The organism is Paraburkholderia sp. SECH2, from assembly GCF_030464795.1.
Classification (GTDB): domain Bacteria; phylum Pseudomonadota; class Gammaproteobacteria; order Burkholderiales; family Burkholderiaceae; genus Paraburkholderia; species Paraburkholderia aspalathi.
Map to the genome: position 1 here is coordinate 1 of NZ_JALPRH010000007.1, position 26,205 is coordinate 26,205.

General features: G+C 61.4%; 27 protein-coding genes. 17 read left to right on the top strand and 10 right to left on the bottom strand.

All coding sequences use genetic code 11. The annotated features are described in order from the left end of the window. Positions 1–204: hypothetical protein (locus M0D66_RS14305; RefSeq protein WP_266210939.1), on the top strand; the 204-nt coding region annotated here is incomplete at its 5' end. A gap of 81 nt (positions 205–285) precedes the next feature. Here the strand turns inward: M0D66_RS14305 and M0D66_RS14310 are convergent. Further along, the gene (locus tag M0D66_RS14310) at positions 286–594 is read right to left on the bottom strand and encodes a DUF4148 domain-containing protein (RefSeq protein ID WP_054039092.1); all 309 of its coding nucleotides are present in this window, start codon (positions 592–594) and stop codon (positions 286–288) included. A gap of 223 nt (positions 595–817) precedes the next feature. Continuing rightward, a complete protein-coding gene (locus M0D66_RS14315; protein ID WP_093634718.1) occupies positions 818–1,822 on the bottom strand; it encodes a LysR family transcriptional regulator in 1,005 nt (334 codons plus the stop codon). Positions 1,823–1,996: 174 nt separating this feature from the next. Here M0D66_RS14315 and M0D66_RS14320 point away from each other — a divergent pair, with 174 nt between their 5' ends. The 10 genes from M0D66_RS14320 (at position 1,997) to M0D66_RS14365 (ending at position 16,256) form a co-directional block, all read left to right on the top strand. Next, positions 1,997–2,851, top strand: a complete 855-nt coding sequence (locus M0D66_RS14320) for an alpha/beta hydrolase (protein WP_200618264.1) — start codon at positions 1,997–1,999, stop codon at positions 2,849–2,851. 45 nt (positions 2,852–2,896) lie between these two features. Further along, entirely contained in the window at positions 2,897–4,108 is a 1,212-nt protein-coding gene (locus M0D66_RS14325; protein WP_093634717.1) for an efflux RND transporter periplasmic adaptor subunit, read from the top strand. A 73-nt stretch (positions 4,109–4,181) separates the two neighbouring features. After that, positions 4,182–7,367 carry an efflux RND transporter permease subunit gene (locus M0D66_RS14330; RefSeq protein WP_211707148.1) on the top strand — a complete coding sequence of 1,062 codons (3,186 nt, stop codon included), beginning with the start codon at positions 4,182–4,184 and terminating at the stop codon, positions 7,365–7,367. A 13-nt stretch (positions 7,368–7,380) separates the two neighbouring features. Next, a complete protein-coding gene (locus M0D66_RS14335) occupies positions 7,381–9,012 on the top strand; it encodes an efflux transporter outer membrane subunit (RefSeq protein ID WP_200618266.1) in 1,632 nt (543 codons plus the stop codon). A 390-nt stretch (positions 9,013–9,402) separates the two neighbouring features. After that, entirely contained in the window at positions 9,403–10,242 is an 840-nt protein-coding gene (locus M0D66_RS14340) for a MetQ/NlpA family ABC transporter substrate-binding protein (protein WP_200651457.1), read from the top strand. Positions 10,243–10,284: 42 nt separating this feature from the next. Beyond that, positions 10,285–11,700, top strand: a complete 1,416-nt coding sequence (locus M0D66_RS14345) for an LLM class flavin-dependent oxidoreductase (protein ID WP_211707147.1) — start codon at positions 10,285–10,287, stop codon at positions 11,698–11,700. A gap of 13 nt (positions 11,701–11,713) precedes the next feature. Continuing rightward, a complete protein-coding gene (locus M0D66_RS14350) occupies positions 11,714–12,871 on the top strand; it encodes a methionine ABC transporter ATP-binding protein (RefSeq protein ID WP_211707146.1) in 1,158 nt (385 codons plus the stop codon). Further along, the gene (locus tag M0D66_RS14355; protein ID WP_093634711.1) at positions 12,864–13,520 is read left to right on the top strand and encodes a methionine ABC transporter permease; all 657 of its coding nucleotides are present in this window, start codon (positions 12,864–12,866) and stop codon (positions 13,518–13,520) included. The genes M0D66_RS14350 and M0D66_RS14355 overlap by 8 nt, the downstream gene beginning before the upstream one ends. Positions 13,521–13,664: 144 nt before the next feature. Further along, positions 13,665–14,867 carry an acyl-CoA dehydrogenase family protein gene (locus tag M0D66_RS14360; protein ID WP_211707145.1) on the top strand — a complete coding sequence of 401 codons (1,203 nt, stop codon included), beginning with the start codon at positions 13,665–13,667 and terminating at the stop codon, positions 14,865–14,867. A 60-nt stretch (positions 14,868–14,927) separates the two neighbouring features. Further along, positions 14,928–16,256 carry an Nramp family divalent metal transporter gene (locus M0D66_RS14365; protein WP_093634709.1) on the top strand — a complete coding sequence of 443 codons (1,329 nt, stop codon included), beginning with the start codon at positions 14,928–14,930 and terminating at the stop codon, positions 16,254–16,256. A 173-nt stretch (positions 16,257–16,429) separates the two neighbouring features. On the opposite strand, the gene flhC is transcribed toward M0D66_RS14365, so the two are convergent. The 7 genes from flhC to M0D66_RS14400 all read right to left on the bottom strand — a co-directional run bounded on the left by flhC (position 16,430) and on the right by M0D66_RS14400 (position 21,555). Next, positions 16,430–16,999, bottom strand: a complete 570-nt coding sequence (gene flhC / locus M0D66_RS14370; protein WP_054039111.1) for a flagellar transcriptional regulator FlhC — start codon at positions 16,997–16,999, stop codon at positions 16,430–16,432. Positions 17,000–17,013: 14 nt separating this feature from the next. Next, complete coding sequence (gene flhD, locus M0D66_RS14375) at positions 17,014–17,334, bottom strand: flagellar transcriptional regulator FlhD (protein ID WP_028194930.1); 321 nt, start codon at positions 17,332–17,334, stop codon at positions 17,014–17,016. A gap of 520 nt (positions 17,335–17,854) precedes the next feature. Beyond that, positions 17,855–19,078 (bottom strand): YeeE/YedE family protein, encoded by a 1,224-nt coding sequence (locus tag M0D66_RS14380; RefSeq protein WP_266210940.1) that lies wholly within the window; start codon positions 19,076–19,078, stop codon positions 17,855–17,857. Positions 19,079–19,212: 134 nt separating this feature from the next. Continuing rightward, complete coding sequence (locus M0D66_RS14385; RefSeq protein ID WP_200618272.1) at positions 19,213–19,743, bottom strand: GNAT family N-acetyltransferase; 531 nt, start codon at positions 19,741–19,743, stop codon at positions 19,213–19,215. Between the two features lie 85 nt (positions 19,744–19,828). Further along, a complete protein-coding gene (locus M0D66_RS14390) occupies positions 19,829–20,707 on the bottom strand; it encodes a helix-turn-helix domain-containing protein (protein ID WP_211706560.1) in 879 nt (292 codons plus the stop codon). 177 nt (positions 20,708–20,884) lie between these two features. Further along, on the bottom strand, positions 20,885–21,187 hold the full coding sequence (locus M0D66_RS14395; RefSeq protein ID WP_054039070.1) for an addiction module antidote protein: 303 nt from the start codon (positions 21,185–21,187) through the stop codon (positions 20,885–20,887). Next, on the bottom strand, positions 21,184–21,555 hold the full coding sequence (locus tag M0D66_RS14400; protein ID WP_200651461.1) for a type II toxin-antitoxin system RelE/ParE family toxin: 372 nt from the start codon (positions 21,553–21,555) through the stop codon (positions 21,184–21,186). Before M0D66_RS14400 ends, M0D66_RS14395 begins: the two co-directional genes overlap by 4 nt. A gap of 293 nt (positions 21,556–21,848) precedes the next feature. Here M0D66_RS14400 and M0D66_RS14405 point away from each other — a divergent pair, with 293 nt between their 5' ends. From M0D66_RS14405 to M0D66_RS14430, 6 genes are all read left to right on the top strand, one after another. Then, positions 21,849–22,217, top strand: coding sequence for a nuclear transport factor 2 family protein (locus M0D66_RS14405; RefSeq protein ID WP_200618275.1), 369 nt, complete (start codon positions 21,849–21,851; stop codon positions 22,215–22,217). 30 nt (positions 22,218–22,247) lie between these two features. Next, positions 22,248–22,508 (top strand): hypothetical protein, encoded by a 261-nt coding sequence (locus M0D66_RS14410; RefSeq protein WP_200651453.1) that lies wholly within the window; start codon positions 22,248–22,250, stop codon positions 22,506–22,508. Between the two features lie 121 nt (positions 22,509–22,629). Beyond that, positions 22,630–23,094, top strand: coding sequence for an RbsD/FucU family protein (locus M0D66_RS14415; RefSeq protein WP_093634706.1), 465 nt, complete (start codon positions 22,630–22,632; stop codon positions 23,092–23,094). Positions 23,095–23,128: 34 nt separating this feature from the next. Beyond that, positions 23,129–23,536 carry a VOC family protein gene (locus M0D66_RS14420; protein ID WP_211706559.1) on the top strand — a complete coding sequence of 136 codons (408 nt, stop codon included), beginning with the start codon at positions 23,129–23,131 and terminating at the stop codon, positions 23,534–23,536. Between the two features lie 210 nt (positions 23,537–23,746). Then, positions 23,747–24,178, top strand: a complete 432-nt coding sequence (locus M0D66_RS14425) for a DoxX family protein (protein WP_200618276.1) — start codon at positions 23,747–23,749, stop codon at positions 24,176–24,178. Positions 24,179–24,242: 64 nt separating this feature from the next. Then, positions 24,243–24,515, top strand: a complete 273-nt coding sequence (locus tag M0D66_RS14430; protein WP_093634704.1) for a hypothetical protein — start codon at positions 24,243–24,245, stop codon at positions 24,513–24,515. A 126-nt stretch (positions 24,516–24,641) separates the two neighbouring features. On the opposite strand, the gene M0D66_RS14435 is transcribed toward M0D66_RS14430, so the two are convergent. Next, entirely contained in the window at positions 24,642–26,123 is a 1,482-nt protein-coding gene (locus tag M0D66_RS14435; RefSeq protein WP_211706558.1) for an MFS transporter, read from the bottom strand. Positions 26,124–26,205 lie beyond the last annotated feature (82 nt).

Genomic DNA, 26,205 nt, shown 5'->3' on the forward strand with positions numbered 1-26,205 from the left:
CAAAGAAAAGTAGGTGCCCCCCCGCACAGGGGGAACGCTAATAAACCACTAACAAATCAAGGAAAGGCCAAAGTCCTAAGAACACTGACAAACAAGCGCCGCGAAGGCAAAAACAAAAACCAAAGCCTTACCGCTGCGGCGCCCGAAATGGCACCCACGCCCCCACATCCACATCCCAATCATCAAGTTCAGACGGTGTCATAACATGCTCCTTTATAAAGAGTGCAAACAACCCACCGCGATGAAAATTTCTTTTGGAAACCGAATCATCGCGGCGCATTCGCCTTACTGCCCATTCGCCACGCGAGTAACATCGCCACTAGTCCCTTCCTGCAATGCAATGCGCGCAGCCTGCGTCTGACCAATCAGACCTTTATTCGGATACGACGTACGATTCAACGCAGGCAGCGAACCATCGCGATACGCAGCGACCAGTTCAGCATTAACTTCAGCACGCGTTTTGCCGACGGTAGTCGGAGCAGGCAACGTTTGGTAAGTGCCAGCATGCCCAATGCCCCCACCGTTGCTTTGAGCAAACACCGGTGCGCTGGCAAGCAGCGACAGAGCCAGACCTGCTAGGAGATTGCGCTTCATGATTCACTCCTGTCGATTCGTTTGCAGCACGAGCGGCGCTGCGACAGGATGAAATGTAGACTTCGAGGTGATGCGGATAAATCGCACTTTCGCGAAATGAATTGTCGCGAATCTAGAACAATCGCGACGACGTACGCCTTATCCGGTTACTGCAGGGCAACCGCGGCATTAGAGCCGCGGTTGAAATTCACTTTTCCATAATCTGTGCTTCAACTCACGCGAATCAGGCAACCCACTCCGTTATCACCGGCGTGTCGGCTATCGGAGCAGATTCGCGTTCTTCGAAAGTGCGCTTCGTGCACATCGCGTCGAGACTGCCGCGTCCGCTCAGCAACGGGCAGCGGTCGAACAGCTCGGCAATCCAGTCTACGAAAACACGGACTTTAGGCGACAGATGCCGACTGTGCGGATAGACTGCGGAAATCGGCATCGGCAAAGGTTTCAGCTCCGGCAACACTTCAACCAGCTGTCCCGAACGCAGATGCGGCAGCACCATGAAGAGCGCCGGCTGAAACAGGCCGAAGCCTTCCAGACCGCACGTTACGTAAGCATCGGCGTCGTTCACCGACACAATGCTCTTCATCTTCACTTCGACTTCTTTGCCATCAACCATGAAGGCCCAATCGATCGTGCGCCCCGTGCGGCTCGAAAAATAATTGACTGCTTTGTGATTCTCGAGGTCTTCGAGCGAAGTCGGCATGCCCGCCCGCTCGATGTAGCTGGGGGCCGCGCATGTCACGCCCTCGAACAGACCGATACGGCGCGCCACCAGCGAGGAATCCTGTAGCGCGCCCACCCGCACCACGCAATCCACGCCTTCCTGCAGCAGATCGACGGGCCGGTCCGTCAATCCGAGCTGCAGGTCGATGTCCGGGTAACGCGTGTGGAATTCACACAGCGAAGGGATCACGAGCAAACGCCCGATCGATCCCGGCATGTCGATGCGCAGCTTGCCGTGAGGCTTTTTATTGCCGCTCTGGAAGCTGGCCTCGGTCTCTTCGACGTCCGCGAGGATGCGCACGCAGCGTTCGTAATACGCCGCGCCGTCCGGCGTCAGCGACAAACGCCGCGTGGTCCGGTGCATCAAACGCGTGCCGAGGAACGCTTCGAGGTTCTGAATGATGGTGGTAACTGATGCGCGTGGCAGATCGAGCGTTTCCGCCGCGCGGGTAAAGCTGTTGGTGTCGACGACGCGCGTGAACACTTGCATGGCCTGAAGCCGGTCCATTGCAAACCTCCAGAAAGGGGCGGACGCACCGAGCAGGAATCGAATCCGCAGAGCAATCGCATTCGATTGTTCAGGGGCGCCGAATTGTGTTGCCGGATTATAGGCATTTATTTACGAGTCTGCCGAACCCACAATTCGCACCATTGAAGTTCTATGCGCATTGCGCGGCTCGACATGGATGCATTTAAACCGCCGTACTCGTTTGTGCCCGCCGGCAGCGGCCCGGCACAGGCTGACAGCACGGCACTCGACGTCACTGACGTGCAGATCGAAGGGCACGCACAGGACATTACGTTGCGTTTGTACCGCCAGGCACAGAAAGCCGCACTGCCGGTATTGCTTTACTTCCACGGTGGCGGATTTACCAAGGGTTCGATCGATCAGGCGGACTTCGCCGCCCGGTATTTCGCAGAACACTTACCGGCTCTGGTCGTTTCGGTCGGTTATTCGCTGGCGCCGCAGTTTCCGTTTCCGGCGGCGCCTGAAGACGCCCATCGCGCGGCGCTGTGGGTGCAGACACGAGCACGCGCGTTCGGCGGCAATAGCAAGAAGGTCGGCGTGGCGGGCCACGATGCCGGCGGGCAGTTGGCCAACTGCCTCGCTTTCATCGCGCGTGATCGCGGCGACGTGCGCATTGCGGCGCAAGCGCTGTTCGGACCGATGCTCGATCCAAGCCTGACGCGCCTCGGCGACGAAAAGCGCCTCGGCTCAGATATCACCGCGAAGGAATGCGCGGCGTGTTATCGCGCGTATCTGCCGCAAGCGTCGCAACGCATGCATCCGTATGCCGCGCCGCTCGAATCGTCGCGCCTCGCGGGCCTGCCGGCCACGCTGATCGCGACGGCGCAAAACGACGTGCTGCACGTGGAAGCGGAGAAATACGCGAGCGGTCTGATCGACGCGGGTGTGCTGACCCAGGTGGTCCGCTATCCCAGCGTTTCGCACGCCGCGTTGGCCGACCATCCGCCCGCCTTGCAGGAAGCGGTGCGATTTTTTCAGTGGCGCTTCGATGCACGCGCCCATCGCTGAGACACCAATAAGCAAAACTTTAATCAACGATACCGGGAGCTTCTCATGACCATCCTTCCTCTTTCCCGTCGCCGTGTGGCGATTGCCGTGCTAGCCGTCATCGTGGTGGCCGGGCTGGGTACGTTCGGCGCGATCCGCGTCGACGCGAGCTCGCCTGCTGCGCCGACCATCGTGCCGGAAGTCGACGTGGCCACCGTGGTGCAAAAGACCATCACCGACTGGCAAAGCTATTCGGGCCGCCTCGAAGCGGTCGAAAAAGTGGACGTCCGTTCGCAAGTGCCGGGCACGATCGTGTCCGTCAATTTCAAGGACGGCGCCCTCGTGAAGAAGGGCGACACGCTGTTCGTCATCGATCCGCGGCCGTACGCGGCTGAAGTCGATCGCACCGAAGCACAGGTCGCGGCGGCGCAGGCGCGTACGGGCTATACGCAAAGCGATTGGGAGCGTGCGCAACGCCTGATCGCCGACAACGCGATCGCCAAGCGCGACTATGACGAGAAGCAGAACGCCGCGCGCGAAGCGAGCGCCAACCTGAAGGCCGCGCAAGCCGCCGTCGAAACCGCGCGTATCAATCTCGGCTACACGAAGATCGTCGCGCCGGTGTCGGGCCGCGTCTCGCGTGCGGAAATCACGGTGGGCAATGTGGTGTCGGCGGGTGCAAGCGCGGCGCCGTTGACCACGCTGGTGTCGGTTTCGCCGATCTACGCATCGTTCGACGTCGACGAACAAACCTATCTGCAGTACCTGAGCCGCGCGAAGGATGGCAGCAAGGTGCCGGTGGACCTGGGGCTGGCGGATGAAAGCGGCTACTCGCGCAGCGGCACGATCGAATCCGTCGACAACCGGCTGGATACGTCGTCCGGCACGATCCGGGTGCGTGCGCGCTTCGATAACCAGGACGGTGCATTGATCCCAGGTCTCTATGCACGCGTGAAGGTCGGCGGCAGCGAGCCGCATCCGGCACTGCTGATCGACGACGCCGCAGTGGGCACCGATCAGGACAAGAAGTTCGTGCTGGTGGTCGATCAGAGCAACCACGTCGTGTACCGGGAAATCGCGGTGGGCGGCATGCAGGGCAACCTGCGCGTCGTCAAGGGCGGTTTGCAGGCAACCGACCGGATTGTCGTGAACGGTGTCCAGCGCGTACGTCCGGGCGATGCAGTGCGCGCTCACATGGTGCCCATGACCACCGATCAGGATCCGAACAGCGCGCCGCTTGCGCAGACGCGAGCAAAAGCAGCGGACAAGAATTCGTGAGTCTCGTGCGCCGCGCTTGGCCAGTCACGTTGACGGCCGTAGCAGGCGCATGCTCCAACGTTAAGAGCTTCCCATGAACATATCCAAATTCTTCATCGATCGACCGATCTTTGCCGGCGTGCTATCGGTATTGATCCTGCTGGGGGGCATTATTTCGCTCTTCAAGCTGCCGATTTCGGAGTACCCGGAAGTGGTGCCGCCTTCGGTGGTGGTGCACGCGCAATATCCGGGCGCCAACCCGAAAGTGATCGCGGAGGCCGTTGCGGCGCCGCTTGAAGAGCAGATCAACGGCGTTGAGAACATGCTGTACATGCAGTCGCAAGCCAATAGCGACGGCAATCTCACGCTGACGGTGACCTTCAAGCTCGGCACCAATCCGGACCTGGCGACGCAGCTCGTGCAGAACCGCGTCAACCAGGCGCTGCCGCGCCTGCCGGAAGACGTGCAACGGCTTGGCATCACGACCATCAAGAGTTCGCCGACGCTGACGATGGTGGTCCACCTGATCTCGCCGAACAATCGCTACGACATGACGTACCTGCGCAACTACGCGTTGCTCAACGTCAAGGACCGCCTGGCGCGGATTCAGGGCGTCGGCGAAGTGCAGTTGTGGGGTTCAGGCGACTACGCGATGCGTGTCTGGCTCGATCCGCAGAAAGTCGCACAGCGTGGCTTGACGGCGACCGAAGTGGTCAACGCAATCCGTGAGCAGAACATTCAAGTGGCAGCCGGTGTGATCGGCGCATCGCCTTCGGTGCCGGGCACGCAACTGCAGTTGTCGGTGAATGCGCGTGGTCGTTTGAAGACTGAGGGCGAATTCGGCGACATCATCGTCAAAACTGCGCCGGATGGCGGCGTGACATACCTGCGTGATATCGCACGCGTCGAACTGGCGGCGTCGGAATACGGCCTGCGTTCGCTGCTCGACAACAAGCCTGCTGTGGCGCTCGCTATCAACCAGGCGCCGGGCGCGAACTCGCTCGCGATTTCCGACCAGGTTCGTTCCGCGATGAAGGAACTGGCGGAAGACATGCCGGCAGGCGTCGAATACAAGATCGTCTATGACCCGACGCAGTTCGTGCGCTCGAGTATCGAGGCGGTGATTCACACCCTGCTCGAAGCGATCGCGCTGGTGGTGATCGTGGTGATCGTGTTCCTGCAGACGTGGCGTGCGTCGATCATTCCGTTGATCGCAGTGCCGGTGTCGATTGTCGGTACGTTCTCGTTGCTGCTGGCGTTCGGCTTCTCGATCAACGCGTTGTCGTTGTTCGGGATGGTGCTGGCCATCGGGATCGTGGTGGACGATGCGATCGTGGTGGTGGAGAACGTCGAGCGGAACATCGAAAATGGGCTCAGTGCGCGCGATGCGACTTATAAGGCCATGCAGGAAGTGAGCGGGCCGATTATCGCCATCGCGCTGACGCTGGTTGCCGTGTTCGTGCCGCTCGCTTTCATGACCGGCTTGACGGGTCAGTTCTACAAGCAGTTCGCGATGACCATCGCGATCTCGACGGTGATCTCGGCGTTCAACTCGCTGACGTTGTCGCCGGCGTTGTCCGCGATGCTGTTGCGTGGCCATGGTGCCAAGGAAGACTTCCTGACGCGTGTGATGAATCGCGTGCTGGGCCGCTTCTTCAAGGGCTTCAACAAGGTGTTCCATCGCGGCTCGACGGAATACGGCCGTGGCGTGAAAGGCGTGCTGCGTCGTAAGGGCGCGATGCTCGCGGTCTACGCGATCCTGCTGGGTGCAACGGTGCTGATCTCGCGCGTCGTGCCGGGCGGTTTCGTGCCGGCGCAGGACAAGGAATACCTGATTGCGTTTGCGCAATTGCCGAACGGTGCATCGCTGGACCGCACGGAAAAGGTGATCCGCGACATGAGTGCGATTGCCTTGAAGCAGCCTGGCGTGGAAAGCGCGGTGGCGTTCCCTGGTTTGTCGGTGAACGGCTTCACCAATAGTTCGAGCGCGGGCATCGTGTTCGTCACGCTGAAGCCTTTCAAGGAGCGTGGCAACAAGAAACTCTCGGCCGGCACGATTGCCGGTGCGTTGAACCAGCAGTACGGCGCGATCAAGGATTCGTTCGTCGCGGTGTTTCCGCCACCTCCTGTGCTTGGCCTGGGTACGCTGGGCGGCTTCAAGATGCAGTTGGAAGATCATGGTGCGGTGGGCTACGCAGAGTTGAACAAGGCTGCGGAAGCGTTCGTGAAGAAGGCAGCGCAAACGCCTGAACTCGGACCGACGTTCTCGAGCTATCAGATCAACGTGCCGCAATTGAACGTCGACCTGGATCGCGTGAAAGCCAAGCAACTCGGCGTGCCGGTCACGGACGTGTTCAACACGATGCAGATCTATCTGGGCTCGCTGTATGTGAACGACTTCAACCGCTTCGGCCGTGTGTATCAGGTGCGGGTGCAGGCTGATGCGCCGTTCCGTCAACGTGCCGATGACATCCTGCAACTGAAGACGCGCAACGCTGCAGGTGACATGGTGCCGTTGTCGTCGCTGGTGACGGTGACGCCCACGTACGGTCCGGAAATGGTGGTGCGTTACAACGGCTATACGGCTGCCGACATCAACGGTGGTCCGGCGCCGGGCTTCTCATCGGGCCAGGCGCAAGCCGCGGCCGAACGCGTGGCGGCGGAAACCTTGCCGCATGGCGTGAAGCTCGAATGGACCGACCTGACGTATCAGCAGATCATCGCCGGCAATGCGGGCCTGTGGGTGTTCCCGATCAGCGTGCTGCTCGTGTTCCTCGTGCTGGCTGCGTTGTATGAAAGCCTGACGTTGCCGCTCGCGGTGATTCTGATCGTGCCGATGAGCGTGCTGTCTGCGCTGACCGGTGTGTGGCTCACGGGCGGTGACAACAACATCTTCACGCAGATCGGTTTGATGGTGCTGGTGGGGCTGTCGGCGAAGAACGCGATTCTGATCGTCGAGTTCGCTCGCGAACTCGAACATGACGGGCGTACGCCGCTGGCGGCGGCGATCGAGGCGAGCCGCTTGCGTCTGCGTCCGATTCTGATGACGTCGATCGCTTTCATCATGGGTGTGGTGCCGCTGGTGCTCTCGAGCGGAGCGGGTTCGGAGATGCGCCACGCGATGGGTATCGCGGTGTTCTTCGGCATGCTCGGCGTGACGCTGTTCGGCCTGATGCTGACCCCTGTGTTCTATGTGGTGCTGCGTACGCTGGCGGGCGGGACGATTCACGTCGCGCAGAAAGACGCGCCGCACCTTGGTGCGCCGGTGACGGACGCCTGAGGAGAAAATAATAATGAAGCGTTTTGAATCTTTAAGCGGGTGGGGCAGAGCGGCTGCCAGCGGTTTGCTGCTGGCGTTGCTCGCGGCCTGCTCCGTGGAGCCCACGTATAAGCGGCCCGACGTGGATACGCCGGCTGCGTTCAAGGAAACGCCGACTGCTGCGTCGGCTGCGTCCGGAGCGTCGGCTACATCGGCTACCTCCGCCGCATCGCCGCAGGACACGGGCACCTGGAAGCAGGCTCAGCCCGCCGACGACGCGCATCGCGGCGAATGGTGGACGATTTTCGGCGACCCGCAGTTGAACGCGCTGGAAGAACAGGCGGCTGCCGCGAATCAGGACTTGAAGGCGGCTGCAGCGCGCGTGCAGCAGGCGCGTGCGGTGACGCAAGCGGCGAAGTCGGACTGGTTCCCGAAGTTCGACGCGGGCTTCGGCCCGACGCGTGAACGGGCATCGGCGGCCTCGCAGTTTCAGCCGGATAGTGCGGGCGGGACGAACGGCACGATTTGGCGTGCGCAGGTTGGCGCATCGTATGAAACCGATCTGTTCGGGCGGGTTGGTTCGAACGTGAATGCGTCGCGGGCGGACGAGCAGCAAAGTGAAGCGTTGTTCCGGTCTGTGCAGTTGTCGTTGCAAGCCGACGTTGCGCAGAACTACTTCCAGTTGCGCGAGCTCGACACGGATCAGGATCTGTACCGCCGTACCGTGGCGTTGCGCGAGGACACGCTGAAGCTGGTCGAACGCCGTTTCAAGGAAGGCGATATCGGCGAGCTGGATGTTTCGCGCTCTCGCAACGAACTGGCGAGTGCGCGTGCCGATGCAGTTGGTGTGGCACGTCAGCGCGCGGCCTCCGAGCACAGCCTGGCGATTCTGCTCGGCAAGCCGCCGGCGGATTTCTCGTTCGCGGAGGCACCGCTCGTGCCGGTGACGGTGCGTGTGCCGCCAGGTTTGCCTTCGGCGCTGCTCGAACGTCGGCCGGACATTTCGGCGGCGGAGCGGGCGATGATGGCGGCGAATGCGCGGGTCGGTCTGGCGAAGTCGGCGTTCTTCCCGAAGCTCGATATCACGGGTGCGGCTGGTTTTGAATCGGCGACGCTGGGCGATCTGTTCAAGTGGTCGAGCCGCGCGTTTATTCTCGGGCCATTCGCCGGTACCGCGCTAACGTTGCCTTTGTTCGACGGTGGCCGCCGCAAGGCAAACCTCGCGCAAGCTCGCTCGAAGTACGACGAAGATGTCGCGCAGTATCGTCAACAGGTGCTGGTGGCGTTCCGTGAGGCCGAGGACAACCTTGCCGATCTGCGTTTGCTCGACGATCAGATTCGCGAGCAGAACGATGCAGTCGTGGCCTCGCAACGCGCGGCGCATCTGTCGCGCACACAGTACACGGAAGGCGCGGTCAGCTATCTGGATGTGATCGACGGCGAGCGGCAGGTGCTGACATCGCAACTGCAGGCGAGCCATCTGTCGGGTACGCAGGCGGTGGCGACGGTCAATCTGATTCGCGCGCTGGGCGGCGGCTGGGGTGATGTGAAGCCTGCGGGCGATGAGGCGGTGGGGGCGGTTGCGCCGGCTTCGGGTGCGGTTGGTGCGTCTGCTTCTACGTCTACGTCTGCTTCTGCGTCGGTGGAACAGGTGGCGAAGCGCTAAGGTTTAGGTTTAGTTTTAGTTTGTTGGCTGGTGAAGAACGCCGGGTTGCGCGAAAGCGCGGCCCGGCGTTTTTTCTTTGGTGACGTGGTGTGCCTGCTCCATGGGGCAAGCCCCAAATCATTTTTCCGGCTTTCCTTCCAAAAATCCGTTCGTAGACCGCCGGTTTCCCGCCGTCTATGATGATTCGCACCTCATCTGGAGAGAGGCGATGACCTGTCCGACCTGCCGCTGTCCGCGCTGATCCGCCCGCGCGTTCTATCGCTGCCGCACGCCGGTTAAACCGCGCGCTGCAGATTTCTGTTGTCCGACCGATTTCGGCGCGCCTGCCCGCATGCCGCGGGACCGGCTCGCCTCGAAACACACCACGCCCCCCATCCTAACGAGTTCACCATGCGCATTTCTCTGACCACTGCACGGCGTTTTTTCAAGGCGCGGACGCTGACGTTCCTCGGCGCGTTCGGCCTCGCGCTAACGTTGTCCGCTACGCCCGCGTTCGCGGCAGACACTCCCACGCTGAAAATCGGCACCGCCACCAGCCCGCAAATCGAGGCGCTCAAAGTCGCCGCGCGCGAAGCGAAAGAGCAAGGGCTGGACGTGAAGATCATCGAGTTCACTGACTGGAATACGCCGAATGCGGCGCTCGCCAACAAGGATATCGACGTCAACTATTTCCAGCACATCCCGTTTCTCGAGAACGCAAAGAAGCAGGGCGGTTATAACTTCGTCGCAATCGCACCGGGCACGATCATGAAGATCGGCCTGTATTCGAAAAAGATCAAACGCTTCGATGAATTGAAAGACGGCGCCACCGTTGCCATCGCTAACGATCCGGTCAACGGCGGTCGTGGTCTGTTGTTGCTGCAACGCGCCGGTCTCATCAAGCTGACGCCGGGCATTGACTATCGCGCTACGACGCTGGACATCATCGACAACCCGAAGCACCTGAAGATCGTTCAGCTCGAGGCCTCGCAATTGGCCCGCTCGCTCGACGACGTCGATCTCGCCCAAGGCTACCCGAGCTTCATCAAGCTCGCGGGCACCACCGACCCGAATAGCGCATTGTTGTTCGACGGTCTGGAAAACAAGAACTACGCGATCCAGTGGGTCGTGCGTCCGGAAAGCGCAAATGATCCGCGTATCCGCAAGTTCATCTCGATCTATCAGCATTCGCCCGCTGTGCGCGCGGCGCTCGACAAAGCCTTCGGCAGCCTCTACGCCGTCGCCTGGTAAGGCGCGCCGCTAGCAACGTTGCAACCAGCAAGGAGCCGCACGATGGCGAAGAAAAAGATCCTGCTGAACGCGTTCAATATGAATGCGGTCGGTCACATCAATCATGGTCTGTGGACGCATCCGCGCGACCGCTCGGCGCATTACACCGACCTCGACTACTGGACGAGCCTCGCGCAAACGCTCGAGCGCGGCAAGTTCGACGGGATCTTTCTCGCGGATATCGTCGGCGTATACGACGTTTATCAGGGCGGCCCGGAAACTCCGTTGCGCGAATCGGTGCAGATTCCGATCAACGATCCCTCGCTGATCGTGCCCGCGATGGCACACGTGACGAAGCATATTGGCTTCGGCGTCACGTCGAATCTCACTTACGAGCCGCCGTACCTGTTCGCGCGCCGCATGTCGACGCTGGATCACCTGACGAAGGGCCGGGTGGGCTGGAACATTGTCACCGGCTATCTGGACAGCGCCGCGCGCGGCATGGGTCTCGCACAACAGATTAGCCACGACGATCGTTACGATCGCGCGGACGATTACATGGACGTGGTCTACAAGCTGTGGGAGCAAAGCTGGGAAGACGACGCGGTAGTGCGCGATCGCGAGGCGCGTATCTTCTCGCATCCTGACAAGGTGCATCGTGTGAAACACGACGGTCCGTACTATTCGATCGACGCCATTCATCTGAGCGAGCCGTCGCCGCAACGCACGCCGGTGTTGTATCAGGCGGGTTCGTCGAGCCGGGGCGTTGATTTCGCGGCGCGTCACGCGGAATGCGTATTTGTCGGTGGCCAGAACAAGCAGCTCGCGCGTTCCATTGTCGACGACATTCGCGCACGGGCGGTTAGCTTCGGCCGCGCGCCGGACGATATCAAGATCTTTGCCGGCATCACCGTTGTAGTCGGCGAAACAGAACGCGCTGCGCAGGAAAAATTCGAAGAGTACCGGCGTTATGCGAGCGCTGAGGGTGGCATTGCGCATTTCTCCAGTTCGACCGGCATCGACTTCTCACAGTACGAACTGGACGAGCCGATTTCGTATGTGAAGACCGAATCGATGCAATCGGCCGTTGAAGCGATTTCGAAGAAGAGCGTGAGCGGTGTATGGACCAAACGCAAGGTGCTCGAACAGATGACGCTCGGCGGCCGCGCGAAGCCCGTAGTCGGGTCGCCGCAGCAGATCGCGGACGAGCTGGTGTCGTGGATAGAAGAGGCCGGCGTTGACGGATTCAATCTGACGCGTACGGTCATGCCTGAATCGTTCGAAGACTTTGTCGACCTGGTGGTGCCGGAATTGCAGAATCGCGGCGTCTACAAGGAAGACTACGATCCGGCGCCGACGCTGCGCGAAAAGCTTTTCGGCGGCGGCCGCGCGCGACTGCCTGAGGTGCATGCCGGCGCGCAGCATCGGCGTAATGTACCAATTACGCAAAGCGGCGCGCGATCCACCGTGGACGCTTGAGAGGAACGAAGCCATGGCTCATCTTTTCGACACGCCGCAATTCATTGAAGACGCACCGTCCCTCGCCTTGAATCGTGATGCGGCCGATGCCGCGCAAGAAGCCGTCGTATTCGACGACGTGGGCAAGGTGTTCGCCAACACGCGCGGTGTGTCGACTGCCGCGCTGGCGAACGTCACGCTGAAGGTGGCGCGAGGTGAAGTGTTCGGCATTATCGGCCGAAGCGGCGCAGGCAAATCGACCCTGCTGCGGCTCGTCAATGGTCTGGAAAAGCCGAGTTCCGGCGCCGTGCGCGTGAATGGCGTGAGTGTCGGCGAGCTCGACGAACGCGGGCTGGTCACGCTGCGACGGCGCATCGGCATGGTGTTCCAGCACTTCAATTTACTCTCCGCGAAGACGGTGCGCGAGAACATTGCGTTGCCGCTAAAAATCGCCGGCGCGCCTAAAGCTGCGATCGACAAAAAGGTTGACGCCTTGCTCGAACTCGTCGGCCTGTCGACCAAGCGCGATGCCTATCCGGCGAGTTTGTCCGGCGGCCAGAAACAGCGCGTCGGGATTGCGCGCGCCCTTGTGACCGACCCGGACATACTGCTGTGCGACGAGGCAACCTCCGCACTCGATCCTGAAACGACGCAAGCCATTCTCGCGTTGCTGCGCGATATCAATCAGCGGCTCAACCTGACCATCGTGCTGATTACGCACGAAATGCAGGTCATTCGCGAGGTCTGCGATACGGTGGCCGTGATCGAACGCGGTGAGGTGGTGGAGACGGGGCCGGTGTGGCGCGTATTCGGCGACTCACAGCATGATGCGACGCGCGCGTTGCTGCGGACCCTTGTGCATGATCTGCCTGCGGATCTCGCCGCGCGCGTCAAACCGTTGCACGAGATCGAACAAGCGGATGCGCAGATTCTGCTCGACGTGCGCTTCACCGGCAACGATGCGCGTGAGCCTGACCTGGGCGGGTTGACGTCCGCATTGAGCATTGAAGGTGGCCGCGTGAGTTTCGTGCATGGCGGCATCGACCGGATTCAGGGGCACGCGCAGGGGCGTCTGGTAGTGTCGGCGGAGGTGCGCGCGGACGCGGAAGGCACGGTGCAAAAGCAGATCGCGACGCTGCTCGAGCGTGCGCGTCACTATGCCAATCACGTCGAGGTGCTCGGTTATGTCTGACCTCTGGCTCTCGGAACTCGCAGATGCCATTCGCGACACCATCGTCATGGTCGGCGTATCGGCCTTCGTAGCGGCGCTGATCGGCATTCCCCTTGCACTGGTGCTGGTTACCACCACACGCGGCGGCATCTTTGAAAAGCGTGTGGTGAACAGCACACTCGGCGCGCTCGTCAATGCGTTCCGCTCCACGCCGTTCATCATTTTGCTGGTCGCGCTGTTGCCGCTCACGCGTTTGCTGATCGGCACGACGATCGGCGTATGGGCCGCCATCGTGCCGCTCAGCATCGCAGCGATTCCTTTTTTTGCGCGCGTGGCCGAAGTGAGCTTGCGCGAAGTGGACCGCGGTTTGATCGAAGCCGCGCAGGCAATGGGCGCGCAGCGCCGGCATATCATCCGGCATGTGCTGCTGCCTGAAGCGCTGCCGGGCATTCTCGGCGGCTTCACGATCACGGTGGTGGCGATGATCGGTTCCTCGGCCATGGCGGGCGCGGTGGGCGCCGGTGGTCTCGGCGATCTGGCGATCCGCTACGGCTATCAGCGTTTCGATACGACCGTGATGGTGACGGTGATCGCATTGCTGATCGTGATTGTGACGGCGGTGCAGTTCGTCGGCGATCGCTTCGTGCGACGGCTTGCGCAACGCGCATGATCTTCGCCTTTCGCCCGCTATTTGCATGACGAATACGCGCTTGCGGCCCACGTTTTCAGCGCTGACGCCACGGTCTATCATCCTATTTGCGACGCTGGGCGCAGCGAGACTCCCGCTCGCCAAACTTCTCCACGTGGACATTGCATGAACGAACCTCGACATCCCGAGGCGCTGCAACCGCTGCAAACCGGCGCTGCGCCTGTGGTGCGCGATCTGACCGGCTTGCTCGATGCGTTGCGCGCCAGCGCGGTTCAGCGCGATCGCGACGGCGGTCACGCCGCGCAGGAAAAACAATGGATCGCCGACGCGGGACTGCTCACGCTAGCCGTACCGCGTGAATTCGGCGGTTCAGGCACGCGCTGGCCCGAGATCTACGAGACGATCCGCCAGATCGCGCGAGTCGACAGTGCGCTCGCGCATCTGCTTGGCTTCACGTGCCTGCAGGTGGTCAGCGTCAATGTATGGGGCAACCCGGAACAACGTGCCCGCTATCTGGGCGGCACCGTGGAAGAGCGCTGGTGGTGGGGCAATGCGGTCAATCCGCTCGACACGCGACTCGTTGCAAGCGCAACCGCCGACGGTGGCTATCTTTTAGATGGGCAGAAAGGATTTTGTTCGGGCACGCGCGGCTCGCACATGATGACGGTTTCCGGGCACGATCCGGTCGCCGGCAAAGCGGTGTTCGCGGTGGTGCCAACCGCGCGTGAAGGCATTACCGTTCACGAAGACTGGAATCCGATCGGTCAACGGCAAACCGATAGCGGCAGCGTCTCCTTTGCGCGCGTTAAGGTTGAACCGCACGAGGTGCTGGAGCGGGCCGACACCTCATACGCGAGCCTCCGCACGCTGATCTCGCAGCAGGTGCTGATCAATCTGTTCGTCGGCATCGCGCAGGGCGCGCTCGAAGAAGCACGCGCCTATGTCACGCAGTACGGCAAGCCGTGGATATCTTCGGGCGTCGAAAAAGCCACCGACGATCCTTACCTGATCCAGCGCTTTGGCGAGATGCGTCTGCAGGCGGTGAGTGCGGAAGCGCTGGCAGTGCGTGCCGCCTACGCGCTCGAAGACGCATGGCAACAAGGCCCGACGCTGGACGCCGAAACCCGTGCACAGGTGGCGCTCGCCACCTCGGAGGCGAAAATCGTCGCGCACCGCGCCGCGCTCGACGTCAGCGAAAAACTGTTCGATGCCTGCGGCGCGCGCGCCACCCACGCGCCACTCGCGCTCGACCGCTTCTGGCGCAACGCTCGCGTGCATACGCTGCACGATCCACTCGACTATCGCGTACGCGACGTCGGCCGTTATGCGTTAAGCGGGACATTGCCGGAAGTTTCTTTGTACACTTGAGGCGGTTCGCGGCGGCCTGCATGAGGCGTCGCGGTTTATCCCCTTCAAGAGACCACCGGCTTGCAGTTCAAATTACCGACCACCGCAACGGCGCCGTTTTGCCCATCCGAGGTGCAAGGCACGGTCGCCGTTACGCAAGGCGCGCCGTTCTGGAAAAAAATCCTGCAATTCGCGGGGCCAGGCCTGCTGATTTCGATCGGCTACATGGACCCCGGCAACTGGGCCACCGATATCGAAGCGGGCTCACGTTACGGCTACAGCCTGTTGTTCGTCGTCATGTTGTCGAGTCTTGCGGCGATGGCGCTGCAATGTCTGAGCATGCGGCTCGGCATCGCCACCGGGCGGGACCTCGCAGAATTGTCGAGACTGCGTTACTCACCAGGTGTCGCGCGCTTTCAGTGGCTGCTTGCCGAACTGTCGATCGTGGCCTGCGATCTGGCCGAAGTGCTCGGCGGCGCGCTGGCTTTCCACCTGCTCTTCAAATGTTCGCTGACCACCGGCGTGTTGCTGACCGCGTTCGATACGCTGATCGTGCTCGGCCTGAAGGGCAAGAATTTTCGCGACCTTGAAGCGATCATGCTCGGGCTGATCGCGACCATCGGCGTCGGTTACATCATCGAGCTGGCGCTGGTGAAGCCGCATTGGCCGTCCGTCGCGCAAGGGCTGATTCCTTCGTGGCAGGCACTCAGCAGCCGCGAGCCGATGTATCTGGCGATCGGCATTCTCGGTGCGACCGTGATGCCCCACAACCTCTATCTGCATTCGTCGATCGTGCAGACCCGCGCGGTTAAACGCGATTCGGCCAGCATCCGCTCGGCGATCGGCATGTCGCGCATCGATACGATCGTCTCGCTGATCATTGCGCTGCTGATCAACATGGCGATCCTGATTCTCGCGGCGGCTGCGTTCCACGCGACCGGCCACAACCAGGTCACCGAAATCGAAGACGCGTACAAACTGCTGGCGCCGATCGTCGGCACCGGTTTCGCGGCGGTGCTGTTCGCGATCACGTTGTTGGCGTCGGGGCAAAGTTCGACCTTCACCGGCACGGTGGCGGGGCAGGTCATCATGGAAGGCTTCCTGAAGCTGAAAATTCCGTGCTGGCAGCGGCGCTTTATCACGCGGGCGCTTGCCTTGATTCCGGCGCTGATCGGCGTGCAGATGATGGGCAACGGTGCAGTCGGCAAACTGTTGGTCGCAAGCCAGGTCGTCTTGAGCCTGCAACTGCCGTTCGCGCTTTATCCGCTGATCCGCATGACCAACGATCGTTCTCTGATGGGCGAATTTGCCAACAGGCTGCCGACGCGGCTCGTCGCCTGGTCGCTGTTCGTGGTGATCAGTGCGGCGAATCTGTGGCTGGTGGTGCAGACGGTGGGACTGGTCGGCTGATGCGGCAAAGGGGGGTAGCGGGGTAGCGCCTGGTGCCTGGCGTCGGTTGCTAGATGTGAGGTGTCCGTGTCAGGGCGAGAACCACACAAAAAAAAGTCCGCGGGATGGCGGACTTTTTCCAAGGTGCTTCGGTTCGAATCAGGCTGGACCGGCCCTCATCGATTCCACTTAACTCAGGCGGCTTGCGCGATCTGCGCTGCTTCGAGCGCTTCCTGACGAGCGGCGGCCGCCTTTTTGGTCTTGCCGGCGCGCGATGGCGGTTGGCATGCGCCACACACCACGTTGTGTTGGAGGTCGTGCTTGTGCGCGACGAACTTGCCGGTGCAACGGCAGCATTTGGTCAGCTGCAGGATGTCGGCGTCGAAGAAACGCACCAGCGTCCATGCCCGCGTGAGATCCAGCACCGGTTCGGAGTCGCTGTGCTGGCAATGTTCCAGATACAGCCGATACCCCTTGGTCAGCGCATCCAGGTGCGAGCAGCGCGCTTCGTTCTTCAGGAACAGGTATGTGTTGTAGAACAACGACGCGTGGATGTTCGCCAGCCACGTCATGTACCAGTCCGCCGAGAAAGGCAGCATGCCCTTGGGCGGCGACACACCTTTGACCTCGCGGTACAGGCGGATCATGCGGTCGCGCGAAAGCGTCAACTCGCTTTCGAGCACCTGCATGCGCGCGCCGAGTTCAATCAGCGCGATGGCACGGAATACTTCTTGTGCGTCTTCCGTCAGGCTACGCTTGAGCATCGCGGTCACCTCGATTAAGCAAACTGCTCAGCAGGCTGGCCTGCAAGCAGGATTGCCGCGTGAGTCGGTGCAACTGCTGCGTGCTTCGTCGTTTGCGTCAACGCCGACAACATCGAGTGGTCGTTGAAGCGGAAGAAGCATAAAAGCTGATCGGAAGCGGCCAGCTTGACGATCTGCGCGAGCGACAGCCCGGCTAGCAAATCAGCCAGTTCCGACGACAGTCCCAGTCGAAACATGCCGACCGGTTTGTCCTCACGCAACATACGTTGCGCGAGCATGATGTAAGACAAGTTGATCTCGCGGATTGAATCCAGCGTCTCGCTGCTACGGTCCATTTTCTGTTTTCCGAAGCCCCGAATTACTAAGTCGGCTTTTTTTGCCGTTATGTCTTTTATGCCTCGCCGGAAACGTTGTCCTCCGGCTACATGTCACCACCTGATACAGATGGCGACTTTTTGATACATCGCGTTACATTTCGTAACAGCTTGGGACGAATTGTATGAAGGGCAAAACAAGAAATCAATCCCTTCTCAAAAAAATATCTCAAAAAGATACATCAAATTTCGGTAAGTCTTTCACGGTCCTGTAATAGACGATGCTTAGCGGGTTTTTTGCGGCCTCGGAATTTCGTCTGATCCATGAAAACCCTTGTGTAGTGGGCTTCAGAGTCATCCATCTGAGCAATGGCGTGTACCCGGTCGAGAACCGGAAAATCATGACGGAATCAGAAAGGAAATAGAAAGCGAGCCCAATTGAAAGTAATAAATACCGTTCGTTGGAACTGCAATGGGGACGAATCAGACGTGTAACATGTTGATGCGGCCCCAGTTACAAACGAGGCCGCATTTGTAACTTCTAGCAACCGTTTGCGCGGATGCGTTCGACTTCGAGGCCGAACAGCGGGCGCAGGCGGGTGCCGAGCACGTTGCCGGCGAAGGCGGCGACCAGCCACAACCAACCGTGCAAGCTGCCTGACACGATGCCGCTGAAATAGGCGCCGATGTTACAACCGTAGGCCAGACGGGCTCCGTAGCCGAGCATCAGGCCGCCGACCACCGCCGCGATCAGCGAGCGGGCCGGCACCTTCCAGACCGGTGCGTAACGGCCGGCCAGTGCGGCGGCCGTCATGGCGCCGAGGATGATGCCAATGTCCATCACCGTGGTGACGTCATGTGTAACAGGAGCGGCCAGTGCGCCGGCGTTGGCGTGAGCGGCCCAATACGTCCAATTGGCCACATCGATGCCCAGTGCGGCAAATATCTTGGCGCCCCACAGCGCAAACGCGGACGTCACACCCCATGGGCGACCGGACAGCGCCAGCGTCGCGAAGTTGAGCAGGACCAGCGCGATTGCACCGACGAACAACGGCCACGGGCCGTGCAGCCATGGCGACGCGTGCGGCGGACGCTGCGGCTCGTCGACCAGCCCGCCATGGCGGCGCCGTTCGACCCATACGGTGAGCGCCGCGATCGCAGCGAACATGAGCAGATTCAGCGCGATCGCCCAGCCGAGACCGAGCGTGGTTACCATCGAAAGCGGTTTGAGAGACGGCAGTGCGGTCCAGAACGGCATATGAGCGGTCGCGACAACCGAACCGATGACGAACGCCGCCAGCGTGACGATCATGCGCGTGCTGCCGCCGCCTACGGTGTACAGCGTGCCGGACGCGCAGCCGCCGCCCAGCTGCATGCCGATGCCGAACATGAAGGCACCAACCAGCACGGATGTGCCTGCCGGTGCGACGAGGCCGACCACCGGCCGGCCGAACAGCGTACCCGCGGCGAGCGCCGGAAAGAACAGCAACACGCCGAGCGCCAGCATCAGCATCTGGGCGCGCAGACCCGCGCCGCGGCCGTCGGCGATAAAGACTCGCCACGCCGAGGTAAAACCGAACGCCGCGTGATAGAGCGACAAGCCCAGCAAGGTGCCGACGATGTAGAGCGCTGCCTGACGACCGCTAACGGTCTGTGCCAGATAGACGGCGCCCAGCGCGATAAGAAGGAGTGCGGCACCTAGCGGTTTCGGATTGATGTCGAAACGGCGTGGTACACGCGGAAGGGAAGTGGCAAGGTCGGACATGGTGTTTGACTGGCGAGCGGCAAATCGAAGATAGCCCGAGGGCGGCGGATAAGCCGCTTCGGGGTTGGTGCAGCGGAAAGGTGATTGAAAAAGATAGCACGTATCGCGCGTTGAAGCAGGGCACCCGAAAGCCGTTACATGAAGCGCGCCATCAGATCAGCATCGTGAAACACGCCGCCGACGTTCAATGCTTCCACCTCGCAACCATATTTGCGAAAGCCAAGCGACTCATAGAGTTTGCGTGCCGCTTCGTTGCGGCTACCCACCATCAGCTGGATTTGCCGTAGACCTTCTATCTGCGCCGCTCGCGCCAGCAACTCATTCAGCAAGGCGCGCCCGACTCCGCGGCCCGCAGCTTCCGGCGCGACATACATACCGACGACGGAAGCCTTGTGCCTTTCCTTGTCGCTCTGGTTACGCAGCAGTCCCACTACACCGATCAATGGCGTATTAGCCGATTCATAAGCACCGAGCAAAAAATCACCTTCGGCTGCGCGTGTGCCTTCCAACATCGCATCGTGCCGCGCGGCGCCCTTGGCCACCGCGTCCTCGTAGCTTTGACCGAACGACTCCGGATGCGCCTTCAGTCCGCGCAGGCGAAGCTGAAAGTAGGCGTCGCGGTCGGCGAGACCGAGTTGGCGGACCAGTAGGGCGTTGTTGATCAAGTGTGTCTCTCCGTGTGGTTTGAACGATGCTGCAAGCGGGAACAATTCAGCTTTCGATATTGCGCTCCAGGTTTCTGCGGTGCTGCTATGACTTCACAGCTTCAGCCCCTTGGCCTTCGGCGCGCTGGCTCGCGGCAAACTCACGCAGCGCGGCCGCGGTTTCCTGATCGGCGGGAAAGAACGCTTCAATAGCAAGCTCCGACAGTGTGACATCTACCGGTGTGCCGAACACCGTGGTCGTGCTGAAGAACGACAGGACGCCGATCGGCGTGCGCAACCGCAGCGGCACGGCGATCTGATTACCTGCCGTGTCGTCGTGGTCGGCCGCTTCAGCGCCGGGTGGAGCGGGATATGCAGCGAGTTCGTCGCGCAGTGCGCTCAACGTGTCGTCACCGCTCACGTCGATTTGTCGCTGAAGCCGGGACAGCGCGTGCGCGCGCCAGGCATGCCAATTGACGATCGACGCCGCGATGCCTCCCGGATGCAAGCTCAATCGCATCGCATTGACCGGCGGTTTCATAAGCTCAGGGCTTGCGCCTGCAAGCAGCGGCGCAAGCGCATTGTTCGCGGCAACGATGGTCCAGTGACGGTCGATCGCGAGAGCCGGATACGGCTCGTGACCTTTGAGCACCAACTCAACTGCCTCGCGTGCGGCGGCTAACTGCGGGTCCGTCAACGGGCGTTCGCGGAACAGCGGCGCATAACCCGCCGCAATCAGCAGTGCATTGCGCGCGCGCAGTGGCACGTCGAGCCGCTCAGCGAGGTGCATGACCATTTCCCGGCTAGGCACCGCACGGCCTGATTCGACGAAGCTCAGATGCCGCGTTGAAATATCGGCTTCAGCGGCGAGCAGCAACTGACTCATTCTTCGCCGCTGCCGCCATTCGCGCAGCAGATCGCCGACCGTGCGGCTTGCTGTCGGCCCGTTCGACGGGATGGTTTGTGCAAGAGAGAGTGTGTTCATGTTGCCGATGATAGCCAAAGCGCGTTAGCGATCCATTACCTGACAGGTAATGGAATACCCCGGGAATACCCGGGAATGCTAGGCAATACCGTGGAATGTCCGAGAAAGCGTAGGAGCACCCACGAATACGCAGCTCATTCAGGGCGTCACCCCAGGCGACAACACGCCAGGCGCGAATCAGGCGGGCGCTACGCCTTCCGGCACGGCGTTGAGTTTGACGCCCAGCGCGCGCAGCAATTTGAACACCGTGTCCATGCGCGGTTTGGAGCCGGGCGCGAGGGTTTTATAGAGGCTTTCGCGCCCGAGTCCGGCGTCCGCCGCAACCTTCGCAATGCCACGTGCTTTTGCGATGTCGGCGATCGCGGCGAGGAGCAGGTCGGCGTCCCCTTCTTCCAGCGCTGCGTTGAGATACTCGGCGATCATCTCTTCGCTATCGAGGTAATGCGATGCGTCGAACCGTGCGGTTTTGACTTTGCTCATGACAGTTCCTTTCTGATGTCTGCCCACATTGATTTGGCATGCCTGATGTCGGCTGGCTGCGTGGATTTATCGCCACCGCAGAGCAGCAGGAACACCACGCGCCCTTCGCGCGCGAAGTAGACCCGATAGCCGGGACCGCAATCGATGCGCATCTCGGACACACCGTCTTCCAGCAGCTTGACGTCGCCGAAATGACCTCGCTCAGCACGCCGGACTCGCACCAGGATTTTGGCTCTCGCCCTCAAGTTTGCGAGGCCGGCAAGCCAGTGGTCGAATTCCTCGGTGCGCTTGACCGTGTACACAGGCGGTGAACCGATTTGTTGATGAGTGTATCCCGTTGGATACGGTCTTGCAAGTGTGAAAACCATATTAAAAAAGCGGCCTGTGTCCGCGCCCATTCAGTTCGTCACATGCCGCGAGTCGACGCTGCGCGGCCCCCAATTCCGCCATGAGGTTAGCGGCTGACGAAGTCGGTGACGATTCAGCCAAATGGCCTATCCGGTGGGCAAAACAGCGCGGTTCTTCACGCTGGTGCATCTCGATGCTTACCTCCAACGTAATCGACGCGCTGCGCTCGAGCCGTCAATCTTCACTCCGAGCCCGCCGCATACAACGTGTCTGCCGAGCGTAGTGCTCAGTCATGCCAATCAAGGAGTCTGAGATGAATGCGCATACCGATCTGATCGACCGTTACTTCGACGCATGGAATGAAACCGATGCAGTACGCCGCCGGGAACTGATCGCCGCGACATGGACCACCGATGCCGACTATCGCGATCCGCTGCTGGCAGGCGCGGGCCATGACGGCATCGACGCGATGATCCGTGCGGTGCATGAACGCTTCCCGCATCACACGTTTCACCGCACGACGGAAGTCGACGGTTTCGCGAACCGCCTGCGTTTTTCGTGGGCACTCACCACGCCGGCCGGCGAGGCGATCGTCAAGGGATCCGACTTCGGCGTGCTCGACATGCACGGCCGCTTGCAGGCGGTGACCGGTTTCCTCGACCAGGTCCCTGCCGCTACCTGAGCTCACGCAGTCTTTTTCACGGAGACGATCATGCACGAGTCCGTTGCCGTCACGGCTCCCGGTACTGTCCTCACGGTCACGCGCCTGTCGGGCGCTGTCGACGCGCTCTCCAGCGCGATCGCCGGCTTTGCTCTGCTGGCCGGCACACGCGCGTTCACCTTCACAGCGTTGCTGGCCTGGCGCGAGCCGGTGCTGGGTGGCGCGGGTCTCGTGCTGCTCGCATTGGTTGGATGGTTGCGGTGGCGGTGTCGCGCAATGCCGCTCGCCGCATCGTGTGGAAAGCTGGATTGACGATGAGCCGTCGGCAAAGAACCGTGCGCCACGGTCTTGCTACAATCGATCGCGACGCGCAACAAGGACAATCCGCTCGAATCCGGGTGGCTGGCGGCCAATCGACCCTCAAGGAGACACCGTGCTGAAGAATCTGGACCCGCTGCTGAATGCCGATGTGCTGCATGCGCTACGCTCGATGGGGCATGGCGACGAACTGGTGGTTTGCGACGCCAACTTTCCGGGCGCGTCCGTCGCGCAGGAGACGGTGTTGGGCAAGCTACTGCGCCTCGATGGCGTGAACGCGCCGCGTGCCATTCGCGCGATTCTGTCGGTGATGCCGCTGGATACATTCATCGAGCGTCCTGCGTCGCGGATGGAAGTGGTCGGTGAGCCGAACTCGATTCCGGCGGTTCAGCGCGAAGTGCAGCTTGAGATCAATGCGGCGGAAGGGCGCGAGGTGCCGTTTGCTTCTGTTGAACGTTTCGCTTTCTATGAGCGGGCGCGCAAGGCCTATTGCGTGATCGCTACCGGCGAAGAGCGCGGTTACGGCTGCTTCGTCTTTACGAAGGGTGTCCTGCTCGCGCCGGATGCGCCGCAGCAGTAGCACCTCATAGCACCTCACGACGGTGACGAAATCCATGAGCTTCTCGATAGACAGTCTCGATCATCTCGTTCTGAATGTCGCCGACGTGGAAACCAGTGCGGCCTGGTATGCACGCATGCTCGGCATGCGGCGTACCGAGTTCGAGTCGCGCACCGGCACGCGCGTGGCGATGACATACGGCAATCAGAAGATCAACTTGCGTCCCGTGGATGCGGACACGGTCGCGTGGTTCACCGGGCGTGAGCCGGTGCCGGGCAGCGCCGATCTGTGTTTTGTCACCACCGCGAGCCCCGCTGAGGTTAAAGCTCACTGGCTCGCTCAGGGTGTCGAGATAGAAGCCGGCCCGGTTGAACGCGATGGCGCACGCGGCAAGATGACCTCGGTGTATTGCCGCGATCCGGATGGCAATCTGATCGAGGTCGCGACATATCCCCGCGCTTAGGCACGACGTCGATACTGTCCATGGCGTGCACGATCGGGCACGCGCTGTGCGCTCGGACACTGTTTTCCTTCCCTTGAGACGGCGCAGATTGTGCCGTTCATGCCGGCCCACGCTTGGAAAAGGCGGGCAGCGCACCTATTCTCAGATGCAAAGTAGGGAACTGCGGCCGTCTGGCCGGGTCTGCTGCTTATTCATTTACAGGAGCCCCTCATGACGCGTCCCGTCGATTCCGGCGTGATCCTCATCGCGCGTATTGCCCTTGCCGTGCTGTTCTTATGGGGCGGTGTGATGAAACTGCTGGGCTATGCGGGCTTTGTCGGCTATCTGAATGCGAAGGGTGTGCCGCTCGTCCAGGTCGCCGCACCGATCGCAACGGCGGTCGAGGCACTCGGTGGCCTGCTGCTGATCGTCGGCTTCAAGATCCGCCCGCTCGCGCTCATCATGGCCGTCTACACCGTGGCAACCGCAGTGCTGGGCCACGATTTCTGGAATGTTACCGATCCCGCTTTGCAACGCGACATGGTGATCCACTTCTGGAAAAACGTCGGTATCGCGGGTGGTTTCCTGCTGCTGTTTGTGACCGGAGCGGGCCGGATCAGTATCGACGGCGCGCGCTCGCCTCGCGGCGGGCTGAATCTCTAATCACGCAATTGAGGTAGTCTGTGCAGGTCGCTTTTGATTGTGGCTGTAATCAAGGGAGCAAATAATGATTCAAAGCTTTGAGCAAACCATTGGCGGCAAGGTCACGCAGTTGTGCGCAAGTCTCGGCGAAGGGCCTACGCCGCATCGCGTCATCATCAGCCTTGCCGATTCGGCGAAAACGCTGGTGGTTCTGGATGCATCAGGTCTTATCAGCACGATCAAGGCCGAAATCGAGCAGCCGGAAAAGCTGATCGCCGACGCGATCACCAAGGCGCAAAACGAAGGATTGATCGAACGCGCGATCGACACCGGCACGATTCAGGAAGCGCCGCTGTAAATACGTGCGGCGGCAGCGCGAGTTGTATCGCGCCTGCTGGCGCCGTATAAGCGTTGAAAGAAGACTCCTGCGATGCCTAAGCATCGTGGGGTCTTGTTTTGCACTCAGGTTGAATCGGTGCGATGTTCAGTGCGATTTGCCAACTTGCCCACGACAAGTCCCGTGCGGCCTCAAGGCCGACGCCTGCGGCTCCGGATGAACAAGGCAGCCCATTACGCCACCAACCACCAGCAAACCGACCGAGATGGCCGTCGCGGCCTGCATCCCCGCGACGATCTGCGTGGCAGCCGCGCCGCTTGCCAACGCACCGAAGGCAGCCACACCCACCGCACCGCCTGCTTGCCGGGCGGTATTCAGCACGGCGGACGCAGTGCCGGCGCGCTGCGCTTCGACGGAAGCCAGCACGGCGGTCGTCATGGCCGGGACCGCGAGTCCCATCCCGGACGGAATCAGCAGGAACGGCAGCAGCAGGCCGATGAGCGGCGTAGACGCATCGACGAAATGCAGCAGGCCGTAGCCGAGCCCTGCGGTGATTGCGCCGGCGATCATCGGCACACGTACGCCGAAGCGCCCGACCACCCAGCCGCTCGCCACGTTCGAGAGCAGAAAGCCGCCCGTCAACGGCAGGAAAGCGAGGCCCGCCTGCAGCGGGGTGTAGCCGCGTACGCGCTGCAAATACAGGCTCAGCACGAATACCATGCCGTAGTACGTCAGATTCACGCAGATGCCGAACAGCACCGCCGCATTGAAGGTGCGCTTGCTGAATAGCGAGAGCGGCAGCATCGGTGCTTCGACACGCGATTCCACGACGATAAAGGCGGCGGCCGCGATCAGAGCGAGTATGAAACCGCAGGCGACCAGCGGATGGCTCAGCCCCAGCGGCCGCCATTCGATCACAGCGGCGACGAAGGCGGTGAGCGCGACGATCGCAAGGGCCTGGCCGCTCAGATCGATGCCACGGGGGATTGCTGTGGTCGTAGCCGAAGCCACTCCTTGCGCGATTTTCCGCGCGGACCCAGACCGCGGCACCCAAAGCAAAGTCGCCAGCAAACCGGCTACGCAAATCGGCAGATTGACGAGAAAGATGCTGCGCCAGCCGAACGCCGCAATCAGCACACCACCGACCACCGGTCCGGCCGCGATCGAAATCGCGCCCGCGGCGGTCCACAGTCCGACGGCGCGTGCCCGGAGCTTCGGATCGTGGCCGTATGACTGATTGAGTAGCGCGAGCGAGTTCGGCAGCATGGCGGCGGCGCCGATGCCTTGCACGGCGCGCGCGGCAATCAGCATGGTGGCATCGAGCGCCAGTCCGCAAGCGAGCGACGCGAGCGCAAACAGCACGATGCCGGCCGCGTACATGCGCCGTGTGCCGAGCCGGTCACCGAGCGCGCCTGCCGAAAGCATCAGCACGGCGAACGCGAGCGTGTACGCGTCGACAACCCACTGCAGGCCAGCAACGTCTGCATGCAGGTCTGCGCCGATCTTCGGCAGAGCGATGTTGACGATGGTCACGTCAAGCTGCGTGACGACGAAGCCGATGCTGACGGTCGCAAGGACGCGGCCGAGGGCCGGCGAGACGGGGGTATTGGGAGAGTTCATGAGACACATCGTAGGCCGATGCGGCGCACGATGTTTCGGTCCGGCGTGAAGTGTCGATGTCGCCGGAATTGCCGGAAAGGCTGAGCGTGAA